Source organism: Pandoraea pnomenusa, assembly GCF_040391475.1.
GTDB lineage: Bacteria > Pseudomonadota > Gammaproteobacteria > Burkholderiales > Burkholderiaceae > Pandoraea > Pandoraea pnomenusa_C.
The window spans coordinates 138414-157934 of the sequence record NZ_JBEBXS010000009.1 but is presented as its reverse complement, the minus strand read 5'-3'; the positions used below and the strand labels follow the sequence as shown (position 1 = coordinate 157934).

General features: G+C 64.2%; 15 protein-coding genes. 6 read left to right on the top strand and 9 right to left on the bottom strand.

Annotated elements, in window-relative coordinates; translation table 11 throughout:
• Positions 1-97: 97 nt before the first annotated feature.
• Positions 98-1336, bottom strand: coding sequence for a YeeE/YedE family protein (locus ABWO90_RS12175; RefSeq protein WP_353191492.1), 1239 nt, complete (start codon positions 1334-1336; stop codon positions 98-100).
• 379 nt (positions 1337-1715) lie between these two features.
• Here ABWO90_RS12175 and ABWO90_RS12170 point away from each other — a divergent pair, with 379 nt between their 5' ends.
• The 3 genes from ABWO90_RS12170 (at position 1716) to ABWO90_RS12160 (ending at position 4051) form a co-directional block, all read left to right on the top strand.
• Positions 1716-2084: a hypothetical protein gene (locus tag ABWO90_RS12170; protein WP_353191491.1), complete on the top strand. Its 369-nt coding sequence runs from the start codon at positions 1716-1718 to the stop codon at positions 2082-2084.
• A 154-nt stretch (positions 2085-2238) separates the two neighbouring features.
• A complete protein-coding gene (locus tag ABWO90_RS12165) occupies positions 2239-3210 on the top strand; it encodes a homoserine kinase (RefSeq protein ID WP_353191490.1) in 972 nt (323 codons plus the stop codon).
• A gap of 31 nt (positions 3211-3241) precedes the next feature.
• Complete coding sequence (locus ABWO90_RS12160; protein WP_353191489.1) at positions 3242-4051, top strand: BPSS1780 family membrane protein; 810 nt, start codon at positions 3242-3244, stop codon at positions 4049-4051.
• Between the two features lie 128 nt (positions 4052-4179).
• Here the strand turns inward: ABWO90_RS12160 and ABWO90_RS12155 are convergent, their stop codons facing one another.
• The gene (locus ABWO90_RS12155; protein ID WP_353191488.1) at positions 4180-6495 is read right to left on the bottom strand and encodes a UvrD-helicase domain-containing protein; all 2316 of its coding nucleotides are present in this window, start codon (positions 6493-6495) and stop codon (positions 4180-4182) included.
• Between the two features lie 111 nt (positions 6496-6606).
• On the opposite strand from ABWO90_RS12155, the gene ABWO90_RS12150 reads away from it, so the two are divergent.
• The gene (locus ABWO90_RS12150; RefSeq protein ID WP_353191487.1) at positions 6607-9468 is read left to right on the top strand and encodes a valine--tRNA ligase; all 2862 of its coding nucleotides are present in this window, start codon (positions 6607-6609) and stop codon (positions 9466-9468) included.
• Positions 9469-9497: 29 nt separating this feature from the next.
• On the top strand, positions 9498-10382 hold the full coding sequence (galU, locus tag ABWO90_RS12145) for a UTP--glucose-1-phosphate uridylyltransferase GalU (RefSeq protein ID WP_353191486.1): 885 nt from the start codon (positions 9498-9500) through the stop codon (positions 10380-10382).
• A 126-nt stretch (positions 10383-10508) separates the two neighbouring features.
• Here the strand turns inward: galU and ABWO90_RS12140 are convergent, their stop codons facing one another.
• Positions 10509-10736, bottom strand: coding sequence for a sulfurtransferase TusA family protein (locus ABWO90_RS12140; RefSeq protein WP_353191485.1), 228 nt, complete (start codon positions 10734-10736; stop codon positions 10509-10511).
• Positions 10737-10825: 89 nt separating this feature from the next.
• Positions 10826-11356, bottom strand: coding sequence for an NUDIX domain-containing protein (locus tag ABWO90_RS12135; protein ID WP_353191484.1), 531 nt, complete (start codon positions 11354-11356; stop codon positions 10826-10828).
• Positions 11357-11605: 249 nt separating this feature from the next.
• Here ABWO90_RS12135 and ABWO90_RS12130 point away from each other — a divergent pair, with 249 nt between their 5' ends.
• Positions 11606-12913, top strand: coding sequence for a chloride channel protein (locus tag ABWO90_RS12130; protein ID WP_353191539.1), 1308 nt, complete (start codon positions 11606-11608; stop codon positions 12911-12913).
• Positions 12914-12958: 45 nt separating this feature from the next.
• On the opposite strand, the gene ABWO90_RS12125 is transcribed toward ABWO90_RS12130, so the two are convergent.
• From ABWO90_RS12125 to alaS, 5 genes are all read right to left on the bottom strand, one after another.
• On the bottom strand, positions 12959-14008 hold the full coding sequence (locus tag ABWO90_RS12125) for a threonine aldolase family protein (RefSeq protein WP_353191538.1): 1050 nt from the start codon (positions 14006-14008) through the stop codon (positions 12959-12961).
• A 149-nt stretch (positions 14009-14157) separates the two neighbouring features.
• Positions 14158-14400, bottom strand: a complete 243-nt coding sequence (locus ABWO90_RS12120) for a 4-oxalocrotonate tautomerase (protein WP_502922597.1) — start codon at positions 14398-14400, stop codon at positions 14158-14160.
• 20 nt (positions 14401-14420) lie between these two features.
• Positions 14421-15191 carry a class II aldolase/adducin family protein gene (locus ABWO90_RS12115; RefSeq protein WP_353191482.1) on the bottom strand — a complete coding sequence of 257 codons (771 nt, stop codon included), beginning with the start codon at positions 15189-15191 and terminating at the stop codon, positions 14421-14423.
• A 43-nt stretch (positions 15192-15234) separates the two neighbouring features.
• On the bottom strand, positions 15235-16473 hold the full coding sequence (locus ABWO90_RS12110) for a YbfB/YjiJ family MFS transporter (protein WP_353191481.1): 1239 nt from the start codon (positions 16471-16473) through the stop codon (positions 15235-15237).
• 298 nt (positions 16474-16771) lie between these two features.
• Positions 16772-19396, bottom strand: coding sequence for an alanine--tRNA ligase (gene alaS, locus ABWO90_RS12105; RefSeq protein ID WP_353191480.1), 2625 nt, complete (start codon positions 19394-19396; stop codon positions 16772-16774).
• Positions 19397-19521 lie beyond the last annotated feature (125 nt).

Here is a 19521-nt window from a genome sequence, read left to right as displayed (position 1 = left end):
CCGCGAATCAATCGCAGGCGCCGTTTTTTCGTACGGACTAACGCTGACGGACGCAACGGACGCTACGGGCCTTACGGACGCACCGCCCGCCCCTCGCTCAGCAAGCCGTTTCGCGCGGCGTGGTCTCCACCTCGAGGCCGAAAAGCGGACGCAGGCGCGTGCCGAACACGTTGCCGAAGAACGCCGCCACCAGCCACAACCAGCCGTGCAGGCTGCCCGAGATGATGCCGCTGAAGTAGGCGCCGATATTGCAGCCGTAGGCGAGGCGCGCACCATAGCCCAGCAGCAACCCGCCCACGACGGCCGCGATGAGCGAGCGCACCGGAATCTTCCACACCGGCGCGAACTTGCCGGCCAGCGACGCCGCGGCGAGCGCGCCGAGAATGATGCCGATGTCCATGACCGTGGTGACATCCTGCGCCACCGGCGCGTTCAGCACGTTCGCCTGCTTGACCCAGTACGGCCACGACGCCACGTCGATGCCCATCGCCATGAAAGCCTTGGCGCCCCAGAGCGCGAACGCGGACGTCACCCCCCACGGACGCCCAGCCAGCGCGAGCGTTGCATAGTTGAGCAGCACGAGCGCCAGCGCGCCCCACAGCAGCGGCCACGGGCCGCGCAGAAGTGCGGGCGTGCCCTTGGCGCTGCGCGTCATCGGCACACCGACGATGCGTCCATGGCGACGCTTCTCTGCCCACAGCGTGAAGGCACCGATGGCGGCGAACAACGCGAGGTTCGCGATCAGCGCGGGCCACAAGCCCCACGTCTTCACGAGCGAGACCGGTTTGATGTGCGGCAGCGCCTCCCACCACGGCAGGTGTGCCGTGGCAACCACCGAGCCGACGATAAAGGCGGCGAGCGTCACGATCATGCGCGTGCTGCCACCGCCGACGGTGTACAGCGTGCCCGAGGCGCATCCACCACCGAGCTGCATGCCGATCCCGAAAATGAAGGCACCGAAGGCCACCGAGACGCCCACCGGCGAGACAAGGCCGACGACCTTGTTGCCGAACAGCGTGCCGTCGGCCAGTGCGGGGAAGAACAGCGCGACGCCCACGGCCAGCATGATCATCTGCGCGCGCAACCCCGCGCCTCGACGATCGGCGATGAAGACGCGCCACGCCGACGTGAAGCCGAACGCCGCGTGATAAAGCGCCACGCCGAGCAGCGCGCCGACACCGGCCAATGCGGCCTGCTTCGGGCCGACCGTGGCTTGCAGATAAGCGATGCCGGCGGCGATCAGCACGAGCGCAATGGCCAGCGGACGCGCGTTATAGGAAGACGACGGGGACGGCGGTACCGTTTTGACGGCGGCCTGGGCGGCGGAAGACGACATGACTTGCGAACTCCAGAATGCAGATGGGCGGCACGCAGCCACCCATTGGAACAACACCGCAGCATGCCAGATTCGCAACACGGCGGGAACGACCAATTCGTGATTCTCTTATAACCACAAGAAATATAGGAAATTCCGTGCAGCCTCGACCCTCTTCATTCCCAGTGAGGCAAAGTTCCGTCATGTTCCCTCGCGACGCACCGCGAAACGTTCGTGCGCGCCACACCACGGGCTCGCAGGCAAGTAACCACGGTGCATTCGACGCGATTTCACCATGCGAAGTGAGGCACGTTTGATAGAATGGGCATATTGGAACCCGCCGTGCCGACCCGGCTTGCCCCACACCTCGCCAGCAGGTTCCCGCCCTCGGAGAATAATGATGAAAACGCGCTTTTCCCGTGCCCTGCCCCTGCTGATCGGTGCCGGCCTGCTGCTCGCCGGTCAGGCGTTTGCCCAAGATGGCAAGGAAACCGCTGCGCAAGCCGCCAAACGCGAAGCCGATGCCCGCGCCGCCGCGACCAGCAACTCGTCCGTCGATGTGAATCAGGAGCGCAAACCGGCGTTCTTCGTGAACGATCAGGGCACCACCGTGACCGAGTACCGCGATCGCGGCAAGCCCACGGAGGTCGACGTCCACTCGCGTTTCGGCACGAACTATCAGTTGACCACGCCGCCGGACAATGCCCCGCGCACACGCGACAACACGTCGCAAAACGACCGTTTGCCGTCCGTCGGCCTGAAGTTCTGACGTCTCTGGTAATCTGAGCACCCGCGCACGCCGCGCACAGCCGCACGGCGCGCCAGCTTTTCCTGTCTGTCCCGAACCAGCGGCCCGCTGCCCACGCGCGGGCCGTTTGTCTGAGCCGACGCCACCCAACGCACCCGACACACGTTTCGCACGCATGGCCGTTTTCACTTCCGTCTCGCCCGAGCAGCTCCAGCAATGGCTGCAACGCTACGATTTGGGGAATGTTCTCGACTTCCGGGGCATCAGCTCCGGCATCGAAAACACCAATTACTTCCTGACGACCGAGCGCGGCGAGTTCGTGCTGACGCTGTTCGAGAAGCTGACGGCCACCCAGTTGCCGTTCTATCTGCAACTGATGGGCCATCTGGCTCACCACGGCGTGCCGGTGCCCGACCCGATGCCCGATCGTTCCGGTGAGATTCTTGGCGAATTGAACGGCAAGCCCGCGACCATCGTCACCAAGCTGGCCGGACGCTCCGAACTCGCCCCCACCCCGGCGCATTGCGCGCACGTGGGCGCCATGCTCGCGCGCATGCACCTGGCCGGACGCGACTTCACGCTCGAGCAGGCCAACCTGCGCAGTCTGGCGTGGTGGCGCGAAGCGGCGCCGGCCGTGGTCCCGTTCCTGAGCGACGCCGAGCGCACGCTGCTGGAAAGCGAGATGGCCCACCAGGAAGCGTTTTTCGCGTCGGACGACTACCGCGCCATGCAGGCCGGCCCGTGCCACTGCGACCTGTTCCGCGACAATGTGCTGTTCGACACGGCCGAAGACGGTTCGCCGCGCCTGGGCGGTTTCTTCGATTTTTACTTCGCCGGCTGCGACAAATGGCTGTTCGATCTCGCCGTGACGGTCAACGACTGGTGTTGCGATCTGTCGAGCGGCGAGCTCGACGAGGCGCGCGTGCATGCCATGCTGCGCGCCTACGAGACCGTGCGCCCGCTCACGGACATCGAGGCGTCGCACTGGCGCGACATGCTGCGTGCGGGCGCGCTGCGCTTCTGGCTCTCACGCCTGTATGATTTTCACTTGCCACGGGCGGCCGAGATGCTCAAGCCGCACGATCCGGGGCATTTCGAACGAATCCTGCGCGAACGCATCGAAGCCGTTTCCATTCCCTGGCTGTAACCCGACGCCCCATCGGAGTCATTCGAACCCTATGCAATTGCTTGAAGTCCCGCCGAAGAGTGGTTATGTGTGGCTACGCCAGGGTATCTGGCTGTTCCGCAAGAATCCGCTCGCCATTCTGACGCTGCTCTTCGCCTACCTGTTCGGCGTGATGCTGCTCTCGATCCTGCCGGTCGTGGGCGCGTTCCTGCCGTTGTTGTTCATCCCCGGCCTGTCCGTGGGTTTCATGGCCGCGTGCCGGGACATCATCAAGAACAAGCAGGTGCTGCCACCCGTGCTGCTCGACGGCTTTCGCGGTCATGGCAAGGAAGTCTCGCGCCGTCTGCTGATTCTCGGTGGCTACTACATCGTGGCCATGGCTGTGGTCTTCCTGGTCTCGGCGCTGTTCGACGGCGGCGACTTGCTCAACAAGATGCTGTTCGGCGGCCGCATCAGCGAAGAATCGCTCATGAACGGCTCGATGGGTCAGGCCATGCTGGCCGCGGCTGTCGCGTATGTGCCGGTCGCGATGATGTTCTGGTTCGCGCCGGTACTCGTGGCGTGGCACGACGTCCCGCCCATCAAGGCCCTGTTCTTCAGCTGGACGGCATGCGTGCGCAACCTGCGTGCCTTCGTCATCTACGGTCTGTGCACGGCGGTCGTTGCGACCGTGCTGCCGCTGATCCTGGCACTGGTGATGGCCGCCCTGGGCATTCATCAATTCGCGATGTTCATTCTCATGCCGTACTCGATCCTGTTCACGGCCGTGCTGTACTGCTCGTTCTATGCGAGCTATCGCGGCTGCTTCGGCGTGCAGGAAATCGGCGCCATCGACCCGAACGTCGCGCCGCCCGAGGCCTGAGCCCCGGCGCCAGGCAAACGCCATCGCACGACAAAAAGGGCACCCGAGGGTGCCCTTTTCATTTGCCCGGATCCGCCGTGCGCCGGACCGGCGGAAGTCACGCAGCCCCGCCGCCCCGCCACCCCAACTTACTCGATCGGTTGCAGCTTGGCGACCGCAAGGGCCAGCCACTTCTCGCCATGACGGCCGAACTTCACATGCGCGCGGGCTTCGTCGCCGGTGCCTTCCAGACCGATGATCTTGCCTTCGCCGAACTTCGTGTGGAAGACGCCCTGCCCCAGCTTGAAGCCGGTCTCCGACGCGCGCGAACGGTCGGCCAGTGCCTTCTCCGAACGGGTGGCCGCCCACTCGTCCTGCTTCGGTGCATTCGGACGCGCGAACCAGTCGCGCCCCCACGCCGGTTCGGCCTGCGGCAAGCGCCCGCCCGGCTGCGCGCGCGGCGTCAGGAACTTCAGCACTTCCTCGGGGATTTCGTCGAAGAAGCGCGAGCGGATGTTGTAGCGCGTCTGGCCATGGAGCATGCGGCTCTGCGTGAACGACAGATACAGCCGCTCCTTGGCGCGCGTGATCGCCACATACATCAGGCGACGCTCCTCTTCGAGGCCGTCGAGTTCGAGCGCGCTGTTCTCATGCGGGAACAGCCCCTCTTCCAGACCGGTGACGAACACCGCCGTAAATTCCAGGCCCTTGGCTGCGTGAACCGTCATCAATTGCACGGCGTCCTGCCCGGCTTCGGCCTGGTTGTCGCCCGCCTCGAGCGACGCATGCGACAGGAACCCGGCGAGCGGCGTCATTTCGACCGGCGTGTCGGCGTCGACCACGCCGTCGGGCGACGCCAGCACGTCAGGCGCGCCCGGCAACGCCGGACGCATGGCGATCAGCCGCGCCGGGGCGTCCAGTCCGTAGCCCTCCTCGGCGATGAACGCCGTGGCGGCATGCACCAGTTCCTGCAAGTTCTCGATGCGATCCTGCCCTTCCTTCTCCGTCTGATAGTGCGCGATCAACCCGCTCGCGTCGATCACGTGCGTGACGACCTCGGGTAGCGTCAGACGCTCCGTCGCGTGGCGCATCTGCTCGACGAGCCGCACGAACGACGTCAGGTTGGTGCCTGCCTTGCCGGTCATATACGGCACCGCGGCGTACATCGAGCAGTTATAGAGCCGCGCGGCGTCGGCCAGTTGCTCCAACGAGCGTGCGCCGATCCCGCGCGTCGGGAAGTTCACCACACGGGCAAACGCCGTATCGTCGTTCGGGTTCTCGATCAGGCGCAGATACGCCAGCGCATGCTTGACTTCCTGACGCTCGAAGAAGCGCAGGCCACCGTACACGCGATAGGCGATCCCGGCACCGACCAGCGCGTGTTCCATCACGCGAGACTGGGCGTTGCTGCGATAGAGAATCGCAATGTCCTGCCGCGAAAGCCCTTGCGCCACGAGCGCCTTGATTTCATCGACGAGCCAGCTTGCCTCCTGAAGATCCGTCGGTGCCTCGTAGACACGAATCGGCTCGCCATGTCCCGCATCGGTCCGCAGATTCTTGCCAAGACGCCGCGCGTTGTTCGAGATCAGTGCGTTGGCCGCGTCGAGAATGTTGCCGTGCGAGCGGTAGTTCTGCTCCAGCTTGATCAGATGCCGCACACGGAATTCGCGCTCGAAGTCGGCCATATTGCCGACATTGGCGCCACGAAACGCGTAGATGCTCTGATCGTCGTCGCCCACGGCGAACACGGCGGCGTGGGTGCCCGCGAGCATCTTCAGCCAGGCGTACTGGAGCTTGTTCGTATCCTGGAACTCGTCGACGAGAATGTGACGGAAGCGCGTCTGGTAATGCACCCGCAGCGGCTCGTTGTGCTTGAGCAGCTCGAAGCAGCGCAGCAGCAGTTCGGCGAAATCGACCACCCCCTCGCGCTGGCATTGCTCCTGATAGGCGGCGTACAGCTCGACGAATTTCTGGTTGAAGGCGTCGTTCGCCTCGACCTCGTGCGGGCGCAGGCCCTGTTCCTTGGCGTTGTTGATGAAATATTGCAGGTTTTTCGGCGGATACTTCTCATCGTCGACGTTGGCCGCCTTCAACATCCGCTTGATGGCGGAGAGCTGGTCGGCCTGATCGAGGATCTGGAAGCTCTGCGGCAGCCCGGCATCGCGAAAATGCGCGCGCAGCATGCGGTTGCACAGCCCGTGGAACGTGCCGATCCACATGGCGCGCGTGCTGATCGGCAGCATCGCACCCAGACGCGCCTGCATTTCCTTGGCGGCCTTGTTGGTAAAGGTCACTGCCAGAATGCCCGCCGGACCGACGTGGCCTTGCTGTATCAACCAGGCGATACGCGTGGTGAGCACGCGCGTCTTGCCGGAACCCGCCCCCGCGAGAATGAGGGCCGGCTCGTCCGGAAGGGTGACGGCGGCCAGTTGTTCGGGGTTCAGATTGGCGAGCAGTTCGGGCATGTCGGGAAGGAATTTCGAGTGAAGCCCGATTATAAATCCTGCTGCGGCGCGGAAATGGCACCGAATCTTTTATAATTCAGGGTTTCACGCATTACACGGTCCATCCAATCCATGAGCGACAGCGACAATACGCTTGCCAAGAGCTTCGAGCCGCAGGACGTCGAAGCCCACTGGGGCCCCGAATGGGAGCGCCGCGGCTATGCCCGGCCGACTTTCGACGACGCCCGTGAAGATTTCAGCATCCAGTTGCCGCCGCCGAACGTCACCGGCACGCTGCATATGGGTCACGCGTTCAACCAGACGATCATGGATGGCCTCACCCGCTATCACCGCATGAAGGGCGCCAACACCCTCTGGGTACCGGGCACCGACCATGCGGGCATCGCCACGCAGATCGTCGTCGAGCGCCAGCTTGACGCCCAGAAGGTCTCCCGCCATGACCTCGGCCGCGAGAAGTTCGTCGAGCGCGTCTGGGAATGGAAGGAACAGTCGGGCAGCACGATTACGCGCCAGGTGCGCCGCCTGGGTGCTTCCATCGACTGGAGCCGCGAGTACTTCACGATGGACGAGAAGATGTCCCGTGCGGTGCGCGACGTGTTCGTCACGCTCTACGAGCAGGGCCTCATCTACCGCGGCAAGCGTCTCGTGAACTGGGAATCGACCCTGCTGACCGCCGTGTCCGACCTGGAAGTGGTCAGCGAGGAAGAAGAAGGCTCGCTGTGGCACATCCGCTACCCGCTCGCCGACGGCTCGGGCTCGCTGACGGTCGCCACCACGCGTCCGGAGACGATGCTCGGCGATACGGCGCTGATGGTGCATCCGGAAGACGAGCGCTACAAGCACCTGATCGGCAAGACGGCCAAGCTGCCGCTGTCCGATCGTGAAATCCCGATCATTGCCGACGATTACGTCGATCTCGAATTCGGCACGGGCGTGGTCAAGGTCACGCCGGCGCACGACTTCAACGACTACGCCGTGGGTCAGCGTCACAACCTGCCGCAGATCAACATTCTCACGCTCGACGCGAAGATCAACGACAACGCCCCGGAAAAATACCGCGGCATGGATCGTTTCGACGCGCGCAAGCAGATCGTGGCCGACCTCGACGCGCTCGGCCTGCTCGAATCGGTCAAGCCGCACAAGCTGATGGTGCCGCGCAGCGACCGCACGGGCACGGTCATCGAGCCGATGCTCACCGACCAGTGGTTCGTCGCCATGAGCAAGCCGGCCCCGGAAGGCACGTTCCATCCGGGCAAGTCGATCACCGAAACGGCGCTCGACGTCGTGCGCAGCGGCGAGATCAAGTTCGTTCCCGAGAACTGGACGACCACGTACAACCAGTGGCTGGAAAACATCCAGGACTGGTGTATCTCGCGCCAGCTCTGGTGGGGTCACCAGATTCCGGCGTGGTACGACGAATCCGGCAAGGTGTTCGTCGCCCGCACCGAAGAGGAAGCACTCGAGAAGGCGCGCGCCGCCGGCTCGACCGGCCCGCTCAAGCGCGACGAAGACGTGCTCGACACGTGGTTCTCGTCGGCGCTGGTGCCGTTCTCGTCGCTCGGCTGGCCGCAGGAAACGCCCGAACTCAAGCATTTCCTGCCGTCGTCGGTGCTGGTCACCGGCTTCGACATCATCTTCTTCTGGGTGGCGCGCATGGTCATGATGACCACGCACTTCACCGGCAAGGTGCCGTTCAAGACCGTGTACGTGCACGGCCTGGTGCGCGACGCCGAAGGCCAGAAGATGTCGAAGTCGAAGGGCAACACGCTCGATCCGATCGATATCGTCGACGGCGTGTCGCTCGACGCCCTGCTCGCCAAGCGCACCACGGGTCTCATGAACCCGAAGCAGGCGGCAAGCATCGAGAAGAAGACGCGCAAGGAATTCCCGGACGGCATCGCCCCGTTCGGCACCGACGCGCTGCGCTTCACGTTCGCTTCGATGGCGACGCTCGGGCGCAACATCAACTTCGATCTGGCGCGCTGCGAAGGCTATCGCAACTTCTGCAACAAGCTGTGGAACGCCACGCGTTTCGTGCTGATGAACTGCGAAGGCCGGGACTGCGGGCTGGCGCCGTGCGTGGGCGACTGCGGTCCGGACGGCCAGCTCGACTTCTCGCGCGCCGACCGCTGGATCGTGTCGTTGCTCCAGCGTGTGGAAGCCGATGTCGCGAAGGGCTTCGCCGATTACCGTTTCGACAATATCTCCAGCGCGATCTACAAGTTCGTGTGGGACGAGTATTGCGACTGGTACGTCGAACTGGCCAAGTGGCAGATCCAGAACGGCACGCCGGCGCAACAGCGCGCCACGCGTCGTACGCTGCTGCGCGTGCTGGAGACGGTGCTGCGTCTGGCCCACCCGATCATTCCGTTCATCACCGAAGCCCTGTGGCAGAAGGTTGCCCCGCTGGCAGGCCGCTATCCGGCCGACAAGGCGGCGGGCGAAGCCAGTATCATGGTGCAGTCGTACCCGGTGGCGGACCTGAGCAAGATCGACGAAGGTGACGAAGCCTGGATGCAGCAGTTGAAGGCTGCGGTCGACGCCTGCCGTAACCTGCGCGGAGAAATGAACCTGTCCCCGGCACAGCGCGTGCCGCTGCTGGTGGCGGGCGACGTGGACTTCCTGACGTCGATTGCGCCGTATCTGCAAACGCTCGCGAAGCTCTCCGAAGTGCAGGTGCTCGCCGACGAAGCCTCGCTCGACGCGCAGGCCGCCGGTGCACCGCTTGCGGTGGTGGGCGCCAACAAGCTGGCGCTGAAGGTGGAAATCGACGCGGCGGCAGAGCGTGAGCGCCTTGGCAAGGAAGTGAAGCGCCTGGAAGGCGAGATCGCGAAGTGCCACGGCAAGCTCTCGAACGAGAGTTTCGTGGCACGCGCCCCCGCCAATGTCGTGGAACTCGAGAAGCAACGATTGGTCGACTTTGAAGCGGTACTCGGCAAATTGCAGGCGCAGCTCGCCCGCTTGCCTGCCTGAGACGCGTTAAATCCATCAGGGAGATACCAATGAAAACCGTTGTGACAAAAGCCGTGTTCCCCGTCGCGGGCCTCGGCACCCGCTTCCTCCCCGCGACCAAGGCGAGCCCGAAGGAAATGCTGCCGGTCGTGGACAAGCCGCTGATTCAGTACGCGGTGGAAGAAGCGGCGGCGGCCGGCATTACGGAGATGATCTTCGTGACGGGGCGCAACAAGCGCGCCATCGAAGATCACTTCGACACGGCCTTCGAGCTCGAGGCTGAACTCGAAGCGAAGAACAAGCAGGCGCTGCTCGACGTGGTGCATTCGATCAAGCCCCCGCACATCGATTGCTTCTATGTGCGCCAGCCGAAGGCACTCGGCCTGGGTCACGCGGTGCTGTGTGCGGAGAAGCTCGTGGGCGACGAGCCGTTCGCGGTCATCCTCGCCGACGACTTGCTCGACGGTCAGCCGCCGGTGCTCAAGCAGATGGTCGATCTGTACAACCAGTATCACAACTCGATCATCGGCGTGGAAGAGATCCCCATCGAGCAAAGCCGCTCTTACGGGATCGTTGCCGGCAACGAATGGGGCGAGAAGGATATCGTCAAGCTGACGAACATCGTGGAGAAGCCGGCACCGGAGAATGCGCCGTCGAATCTGGGTGTGGTCGGCCGTTACGTGCTGCGCCCGCGCATTTTCGATTGCATCCGCGAGATCGACCCGGGTTCGGGCGGCGAGATCCAGCTCACCGACGCCATCCAGAAGCTCATGCAGGATGAAGTCGTGCTGGCCTACCGCTATCAGGGCAAGCGCTTCGACTGCGGCAGCAAGCTCGGATATCTGAAGGCGACGGTCGAGTTCGCACTGCGTCACCCCGAACTGAAGGATGCGTTCCGGGAATACCTGCGCGAGTCGCACGGCGATCTCATCTGAGTCGGAAGCAGGATCAACGACTCAGGCGCTACGCCAACGAAAAAGCCGACGGCATGTCCGTCGGCTTTTTTGTGCCTGCCACCTTGCGTGAAACAAGGGCGCGGCCGCGATCACAACGCCGCGAAATCAGCGGCGGCGCATCAGGAAGTGGAACGTCTTGCCGTCTTCGCGCGACTCGAGGAGTTCGTTGCCGGTCTGCTTGGCGAACGCGGTGAAGTCACGGGCCGAGCCCGGATCGGTCGCGATGATGTGCAGCACTTCGCCGCTCTGCATTTCGGCGAGCGCCTTCTTGGCGCGCAGGATCGGCAGCGGGCAGTTCAGGCCGCTCGCGTCGACTTCTTTCTGGAATTCCATGCTTGTGTCCCTCGTTTCAGTCTCGTTCGAATCTTGTGCAGGGCTCGCCCCGCAAGCTGCGATTCTACCGTAGTCAACGTGTGCAGCCGTCAGGTGGCAATCGATAACCGGGCCGAATCCACGTATTCGATCGGCAAATTGCGCCGACGCAACCACTCCGCGACAGCATGCCCGGTGCCGGCACGCCACGGACGCACCCGCTCGGGCGGCACCAGCCGGAACTCGGCAAGCTCTTCCGAAAGGTTGATGTCGCCGTCGCAAACCGCGTGATACGCGATGATCAGCTCGTTCTTGCGCATGAATTCATAGACGCCGAGCAGGGAAATCGCATCCGTCTCCAGATTCGTCTCTTCCTTGATTTCGCGCCGGATACCGTCTTCGGGCGTCTCGTCGCGCTCGAGAAAGCCGGTGATGAGTGCGAACATGCCTTCGGTCCACGCGGCATTGCGTGCCAGCAGAATCTGGCCGCGATACTCCACGAGACCGGCCACGACCGGCAGCGGGTTGTCCCAGTGGACGAAACCACAAGCCGCGTCGGGACAGGCACGGCGAATACGCCCCGCGACGTCGCGGGAGTCGAGCGGTGAAGCGCAGCGGGGACAGAAAATGAGTTCGTTCATGATCGTTCTTCAGCGAATCCGAATATCTTAAATGAACTCGCGACGCGCTGCATATTCGGCAAATTCCGAGACACACGCGAATCAGACCGCTCGAGACCGGGGCGTATAATCGACCGACGTCTTTCCACTTTCGCTCACGGTCACGTGTCAGATACCCCACCGAACCCTCCGTCAGCCTCAGACGTCCCACCGCCCCCGCCGTCTTCGTCGTCACCCTCTTCGCCGCCCCCTGCTCCCGAATCCCCGTCGCTGTCCACACGTCTGGCCCGGCGCGGCGCAAAGCGCTCCCGGCGGCTTTGGCACAACTACGGCGTCTTCTGGCTTGGGGCAGTGCTCGTGGGGCTGGTGTCGGTCGCCTACGCCAAGCTCGTCGACTTCGGTTTCGAACTGTTCCAGCGAATGCTGACCCAGGGCTTCTGGCTACCGTTGATCGTCACGCCGCTGGGCGCGGCCCTCGCGATCTGGCTGACGCAGAAATTCTTTCGAGGCTCGGAAGGCAGCGGCATTCCGCAAGTGATCGCGACATTGCAAGATGCACGTCTGTCGAAGTCGCTCCTGTCATTGCGGATCATGTTCGGCAAGATCGCGATTTCGTTTCTCGGCATCCTGTGCGGCTTCACCATCGGGCGGGAAGGGCCGACCGTGCAAATCGGCGCGTCGCTGATGTACGCCATGCGACGCGGCTATCGCCGCAGCAGCGTGCACATCGAACGGCAATTGACGCTGGCCGGTGCGGCCGCCGGCCTCGCTGCGGCGTTCAATACGCCGCTGGCCGGGGTGGTGTTCGCCATCGAGGAACTGAGCCGGAGTTTCGTTGCCCGCAACAGCGGCACGCTCATCACGGCCATCATCTTTTCCGGTGTCGTGGCGCTCGGCCTTCAGGGCAACTACCTGTACTTCGGGCACATCAAGGCGCTCAGCGAATTCAGTTGGGCGCTGATCCCCGTGCTGATCGTGGCCAGCTTGCTGACCGGGGTCGCGGGCGGCGCATTCGGCTGGTTGATGCTCAACGTGCCGCGCTGGATGCCCGCGTCGCTGGTCGGCATGCGACGCGCCCACCCCGTGCGTTTCGCGTTCCTGTGCGGCCTGGCCATCGCGGTGATTGGCATCGTCTCGGGCGGCACGACCTTCGGCAGCGGTTATGCGGAGGCGCGCGGGTTGCTCGAATCGCATGCAGCGCTCTCGCCGTTCTACGCACTGCTGAAGTTTGCGGCGCTATGCGTGTCTTATCTGTCGGGCATTCCCGGCGGCATTTTCGCGCCGTCGCTCGCCATCGGTGCGGGACTGGGTAACGTGATGGCGCACCTCACTTCGGTGATACCGCTCCCGGCGATGGCCGCCCTGTGCATGGTCGGCTATCTCGCGGCGGTCACGCAGTCACCGATCACGTCGTTCGTGATCGTGATGGAGATGATCGATGGCCACCAGATGGTGATCCCGCTCATGGCAGTCGCGTTGCTGTCCACACAGGTCGCGAAAACGATCGCGCCCTCGTTCTATCACACGCTCGCGCACCGCTTCCTCACGCCGACGGTTCCTGCCCCGCGTCAGGCATGAACAATGGTGCCTCGATGATTCGAGGCACCACGCCTGGCTCGACGCTCAGGCTTTCGCGCTCAACTCCCGGATATCGGCGGCCAGGCGCTCGACGGTCTCGGGGCGCGTATCCCACGCGCACATGAAGCGGCAACCGCCTGCTCCGATGAAGGTGTAGAAGCGCCAGCCGCGCGAGCGCAGCGCCTCGATGACATGCAGCGGCAATTCCGCGAAGACCGCGTTGGCCTGCGTCTCGAACATCAGTGACACACCCGGCACGTCGCGGATACGCTGCGCGAGCAATTGCGCCATCGCATTGGCGTGGCGTGCGTTGCGCAGCCACGTGTCGTTTTCCAGCATGCCCAGCCACGGCGCCGAGATGAAGCGCATCTTCGACGCGAGTTGCCCGGCCTGCTTCACGCGATAGGCGAAGTCTTCGGCCAGCGCGCGATTGAAGAAGACGACGGCCTCGCCGACGGGCAGACCATTCTTCGTACCACCGAAACACAGCACGTCCACGCCTGCGCGCCACGTCACGTCGCCCGGATGACAGCCGAGCGTCGCCACGGCATTGGCGAAGCGCGCGCCGTCCATATGCACGCGCAAGTTGCGCCGCTTGGCGACGGTGGAAATCGCCTTGATCTCGTCCACGGTGTAGACGGTGCCCACTTCCGTGGCCTGCGTGAGCGTGACCACCTTGGGTTTCGGGAAGTGGATGTCCGAGCGGCGGTTGATGACCGACTCGACGGCGTCCGGCGTGAGCTTGCCGTTGTTCTCGCGTCCGCTCGCGGTCAGCAGTTTTGCGCCGTTGGAGAAGAATTCGGGGCCACCGCATTCGTCCGTCTCGACATGCGCCAGTTCGTGGCAAATGACGGAGTGATACGACTGCGACAGCGACGCCAGCGCCAGCGAGTTCGCCGCCGTTCCGTTGAATACGAAGAAGACCTCGCAGTCCGTGTCGAACAGCGCGCGGATGCCGTCGCACACGCGCTGCGTCCACGTGTCGTCGCCGTAAGCCACTTCGTGACCGCTGGCGTTCGCCTCGATCAGATAGTGCAACGCTTCGGGACAGATCCCCGCGTAGTTATCCGAGGCAAAGTGCTGCGGCGTTTGCACGGCACTGTCGCCCGAAGCGGCGCGAGCGTTCGAATCAGACGAAATGGACGGAACTTGCGACATGACAACCTCTTCGGTACGGCGGGAGTGCAATGCCCTCCCACCTCGATTCCGCCGGCGTTGCTTGTGGCACGCCGGGCGGCACGGACTTATTCAGGACGCGGGTCCGACCAGAGCGTGCCGCCCGTGGCCCAGTTCTCGCGCTTGATGTCGGTAATGATGATGTCCACGGACTCCGGCGAACAGCCGATCGTGCTCACCGCCGCCTGCGTCACGGCTTTGACGAATTCGCGCTTTTGCTCGACCGTGCGCCCCTCGAACATCTCGACGTGAAACGTTGGCATTGCAGTCTCTCTCCTCTTGTCGTTATGGAATGTGCCGCATGTGTCGATCCGCGGCGAAGCGTGGGTGCTCAATCGCGAAACGAGGCGTCTATTCTATCGAGTTTGCGCAGCAACGCCGGCCATTCCAGCACACCTTCGATGGCGCCGCCGTCTTCGAGCTGAACCGCCGTCTTGTCCTGCACGGCCACGCTGGGCAAATGCGGCGCCGTGCCGCCTGCCAGCGCTTGCAGTTGTATCTCGCAAGCCTTGACGAGCGTCGCCATCAGGACGAACGCCTCGGCCACCGTGCGCCCGGTCGTGAGCGTGCCATGGTTGCGCAGCAGCATGGCAGGATGCGCGCCGAGCGAGGCAACGAGCCGCTCGCCCTCGGACGGCGAAAACGCCAACCCCTCGTAATCGTGATAGCCGATACGCTCGTGAAAGCGCAGTGCATGCTGCGAGATCGGCAGCAGTCCGTGCGGTTGAATCGACACCGCAATGCCCGCCGTGTTGTGCAGATGCATGACGCACACGGCATCGGGTCGCACGGCGTGCACCGCCCCATGCAACGCGAATCCCGTCACATTGACGGGATGTTCGCTCTCGCCCACGATCTCGCCGGCCATCGTGATCTTGACCAGATTCGATGCCGTCACTTCGTCGAACGTCAGGCCAAACGGGTTGATGAGGAAGTGCCCCGGCTCGCCCGGCACCATGGCCGAGATGTGGGTGTAGATCAGGTCGTCCCAGCCGTGCAGGGCGACGAGGCGGTAACAGGCAGCGAGATCGACGCGCATTTCGCGCTCGGCGTCGCTCATGTCGGTGGCGGCTTTGCGTCCCGCCTGCAAGGTGAAGGACATACGGGGTGTTCCCAGGGAGTGGCGGCAGTGCCGTGGTCGACGATCAGGGGGCGAGTTCGCGCGAGCGCCGCCAGTCACACACGAAACCGATGGCGCCGAGCACCAGGACTCCGGTCGCGCACAGCAGCGCTGCGGTGAAACTGCCCGTGACCGCCACAAGTGGCGCGGCCACCAGCGGCCCCACGATCTGTCCGATGCCGTAGGATGCCGTCACCAGCCCGATCAGGCCATTGGCATTGTCCCCACGCAGGCGGCGACACTCGCGCACGGCATACACCGTGATCGCCGTGAACGGTAGCCCCACGAGCACGCTGCCCAACGCAAAACCCACCACGTTCGGCATGACGATGCCGATGCCCACGCCTGCGCCCTGCATCACGTAGCAGGCGGCGAGCAGCAGACGATTGTCCCAGACGAGCGGCGCACGCGCCCCGATGATCGCGCCCGGAATCACCATCAGGCCCAGCAACGGGAAAAAGAGGTCGGGCCACGGCGAACCGGGCAGTGCCTGACGCGCGATCACCGGCAGGAAGGTCGCCGTGATGATGTAGCCGAACCCGGCGAAGCCGTAGAGGATCGTGATGGGAATCACACTCTCCCCGCTGCCGTGATTGACGGCTTGCGCCCCCGACGGCGCAGACGACGCGTCCGCCGCCTTCGTCGCGGCAGGCGCATCGGACACGAACGTGCGCCAGATGATGGCGAGCAGTACCAATGCGAGCGCACCGCACAGCAACCATCCGCCGCGCGCGGGCCACGCGAGGCGATCGTTCAGGCTGGCCAGCAGCCCGGTCACGACGATACCCGCGCCCGGTCCGGCAAAAATCACGCCGCCCAGACTCGGCATGCGCAGTTCGGTCAGCTTGCGAAATCCCCACCCTGCCGAGAACACCATCGCCCATGCGCTCATTACGCCCGCGAGCGTGCGCACCACCGCCCAGACGGCGAACGACTCCATCAGCCCCATGACCAGCGTCAGCACGACCGTGGCGACGAGTGCGGAACGGATCATGAGCGTGGGCGTGAAGCGCAACCACATGCACGACAGTGCGCCGATGAAGTACCCGGCGTAGTTCAGCGACGCGAGCCAGCTGCCGTGCTGAATGTCGGTCAGGTGTTCATGCAGCATCAACGGCAGCATCGGCGTGAAGGCGAAGCGGCCGATGCCCATCGCAATCGCCAGGGCGAGCATGCAGGACAGCGCGATGCGCCACGCCGCCCGTTCGGGTGACGGCTGGCGCGACAGGACAGTGCGTTCGGAATCGGCGAGTGTGGCGGACATGGCGAGACGGTGTCGGGGGGGAGTTCGTGCGTGAGCGCACGTGATCTGCGAATACTTTACATGCAAACCAACGCGCACGGCGCAGGCCCCTTGCGCGACAAGGGGAATGCGAAGACAAGATGCGGACAAGTACCGTGCAAGACGACACGCGGTGCGCCCCAATGCAAAACGCGCACCAAAGTGCGCGTTTTGTTTCGCCATCCAGACGAATTGTCAGGATGGCACCGGACAGGTTGCCGACGGGCGACGGGGCGAGACGTAACGAGACGTGCCGCGCCGCCACCGTCAGCCAGTCACCTCACAGCTTGCCGGCCACCCAGCCCTGCACGCCGGCGAGAGCCTGCGGCAGTTGCGACGGATCGGTACCGCCGGCCTGTGCCATGTCGGGGCGGCCACCGCCCTTGCCACCGACTTGCTGCGCAACGAAGTTGACCAGCTCACCGGCCTTGACCTTGCTGGTGAAGTCCGACGTCACACCCGCGATCAGGCTGACCTTGCCGCCGTCGACAGCTGCCAGCACGATCGCCGCGCTGCCCAGCTTGTCCTTGAGCTTGTCCATCGTCTCGCGCAGCGTCTTGACGTCGGCGCCTTCGAGTTGCGCGGCCAGTACCTTCAGGCCGCTCACGTCGACAGCCTTCTCGACCAGTTCGTCGCCCTGGCTCGACGCCAGTTTCGACTTGAGCGCCGCCAGTTCCTTCTCCAGCGACTTCACCTGGTCCTGCACCTGCACGATGCGCGGCGTCAGTTCGGCCGGCTGGGTCTTGAGCGCCGCAGCGGCCTCGTTGACCTGATCGTCGAGTTTCTGCACGAAGCGCACCGAGTTGTCGCCGGTAATCGCTTCCACGCGACGGATACCGGCGGCCACGCCGCCTTCCATCACGATCTTGAACAGGCCGATGTCGCCCGTGCGGGAGACGTGGGTGCCGCCGCACAGTTCGCGCGACGAACCGATGTCGAGCACGCGCACTTCGTCGCCGTACTTTTCACCGAACAGCGCCATCGCCCCGCCCTTGACGGCGTCGTCGAACGACATCAGCGCGGCTTGCGTCGGTGCGTTGGCCAGCACTTCGGCGTTCACGATATCTTCCACGCGACGGATTTCGTCGGCGGTCATCGCCGCGTTGTGCGCAAAGTCGAAACGGGTCTTGTCGGCGTCGACCAGCGAGCCCTTCTGTTGCACGTGCGAGCCGAGCACTTCGCGCAGCGCCTTGTGCATCAGGTGGGTCGCCGAGTGGTTGCGCACGGTGCGTGCACGACGCACGGCGTCGACTTGCGCCGTCACGGCCTCGCCCACTTTCAGCTCGCCGGAATCCAGCGTGCCGTAATGACCGAACACGTCGGCCTGGATCTTCTGCGTGTCCGACACGCCGAAACGGGCACCGCTCGTGGTGAGCAGACCCTGATCGCCCACCTGACCGCCCGACTCTGCGTAGAACGGCGTGGTGTCGAGCACCACGATGCCCTGCTGACCGGCCGACAGCTTGCCGACGCTCGTGCCGTCGACATACAGCGCAGTGACCTTCGCACCTTCGAGCACGAGCTTGTCGTAGCCCTGGAAGCGCGTCTTGTCGCCGTTGTATTCGAGGGCCGTGGCCATCTTGAACTTGCCGGCGGCACGCGCTTGCTCGCGCTGACGCGCCATCGCGGCGTCGAAACCGGCTTCGTCGACCGTGATGCTGCGCTCGCGGCACACGTCCGCGGTCAGATCGAGCGGGAAGCCATACGTATCGTGCAGCTTGAACGCGAGTTCGCCGTCGAGCGTGGTCACGCCGCGCTTGGCGAGGTCGGCCAGCGCGCCTTCGAGAATTTCCATGCCGTTCTCGATGGTCTCGCCGAAACGCTCCTCTTCCTGCTTGAGCACGTCGGTCACGCGCTGCTGCGCCTGCGCCAGTTCCGGATAGGCAACGCCCATTTCGGCGACCAGATCCGGCACGAGCTTGTAGAAGAACGGCTTCTTGCAGCCGAGCTTGTAACCATGACGGATCGCGCGGCGGATGATACGGCGCAGCACGTAGCCGCGGCCTTCGTTGCCCGGGATCACGCCGTCGACGATCAGGAACGAGCACGCACGGATGTGATCGGCGATCACCTTGAGCGAGTTCGCGGAGAGATCGGTCACGCCGGTCTCACGGCCAGCGGCCTTGATGAGGTGCTGGAACAGGTCGATTTCGTAGTTGCTGTGCACGTGCTGCAGCACGGCCGCGATACGCTCCAGACCCATGCCGGTATCCACGCACGGCTTGGGCAGCGGCGTCATGTTGCCCTGCTCGTCGCGGTTGAACTGCATGAACACGAGGTTCCAGATCTCGATGTAGCGGTCGCCGTCTTCTTCCGGCGATCCCGGCGGGCCACCCCACACGTCAGCGCCGTGGTCGAAGAAGATTTCCGAGCACGGGCCGCACGGGCCGGTATCGGCCATCTGCCAGAAGTTGTCCGAGGCGTAGCGCGCGCCCTTGTTGTCGCCGATGCGAATGATGCGCTCGGTCGGCACGCCCACTTCCTTCGCCCAGATGTCGTAGGCCTCGTCGTCTTCCTTGTAGACGGTGACCCAGAGCTTTTCCTTGGGCAGTTTGTAGACTTCGGTCAGCAGCTCCCACGCGTACTGGATCGCTTCGCGCTTGAAGTAATCGCCGAACGAGAAGTTGCCCAGCATTTCGAAGAATGTGTGGTGACGGGCCGTGTAGCCGACGTTCTCCAGATCGTTGTGCTTGCCGCCGGCGCGCACGCTGCGCTGCGCCGTGGTGGCGCGCTTGTACGGACGCGTCTCGAGACCGAGGAAGACGTCCTTGAACTGCACCATGCCGGAGTTCGTGAACAGCAGCGTGGGGTCATTGGACGGCACGAGGCTCGACGAGCGCACGATGGTGTGCCCCTTCGACTCGAAGAAGTTGAGGAATTTTTCCCGAATGTCAGCGACTTTCATAGCGTGCGTGAGAGCGTGGGGACCGGGCCAGACAAGGCGTCTGGCGGGATATTTTGCAAACTTTTGATTATACGGGAAATCGGCCCGCCCACCGCGTCGTGCCGCCAACCGCAGTGCGAAACGGC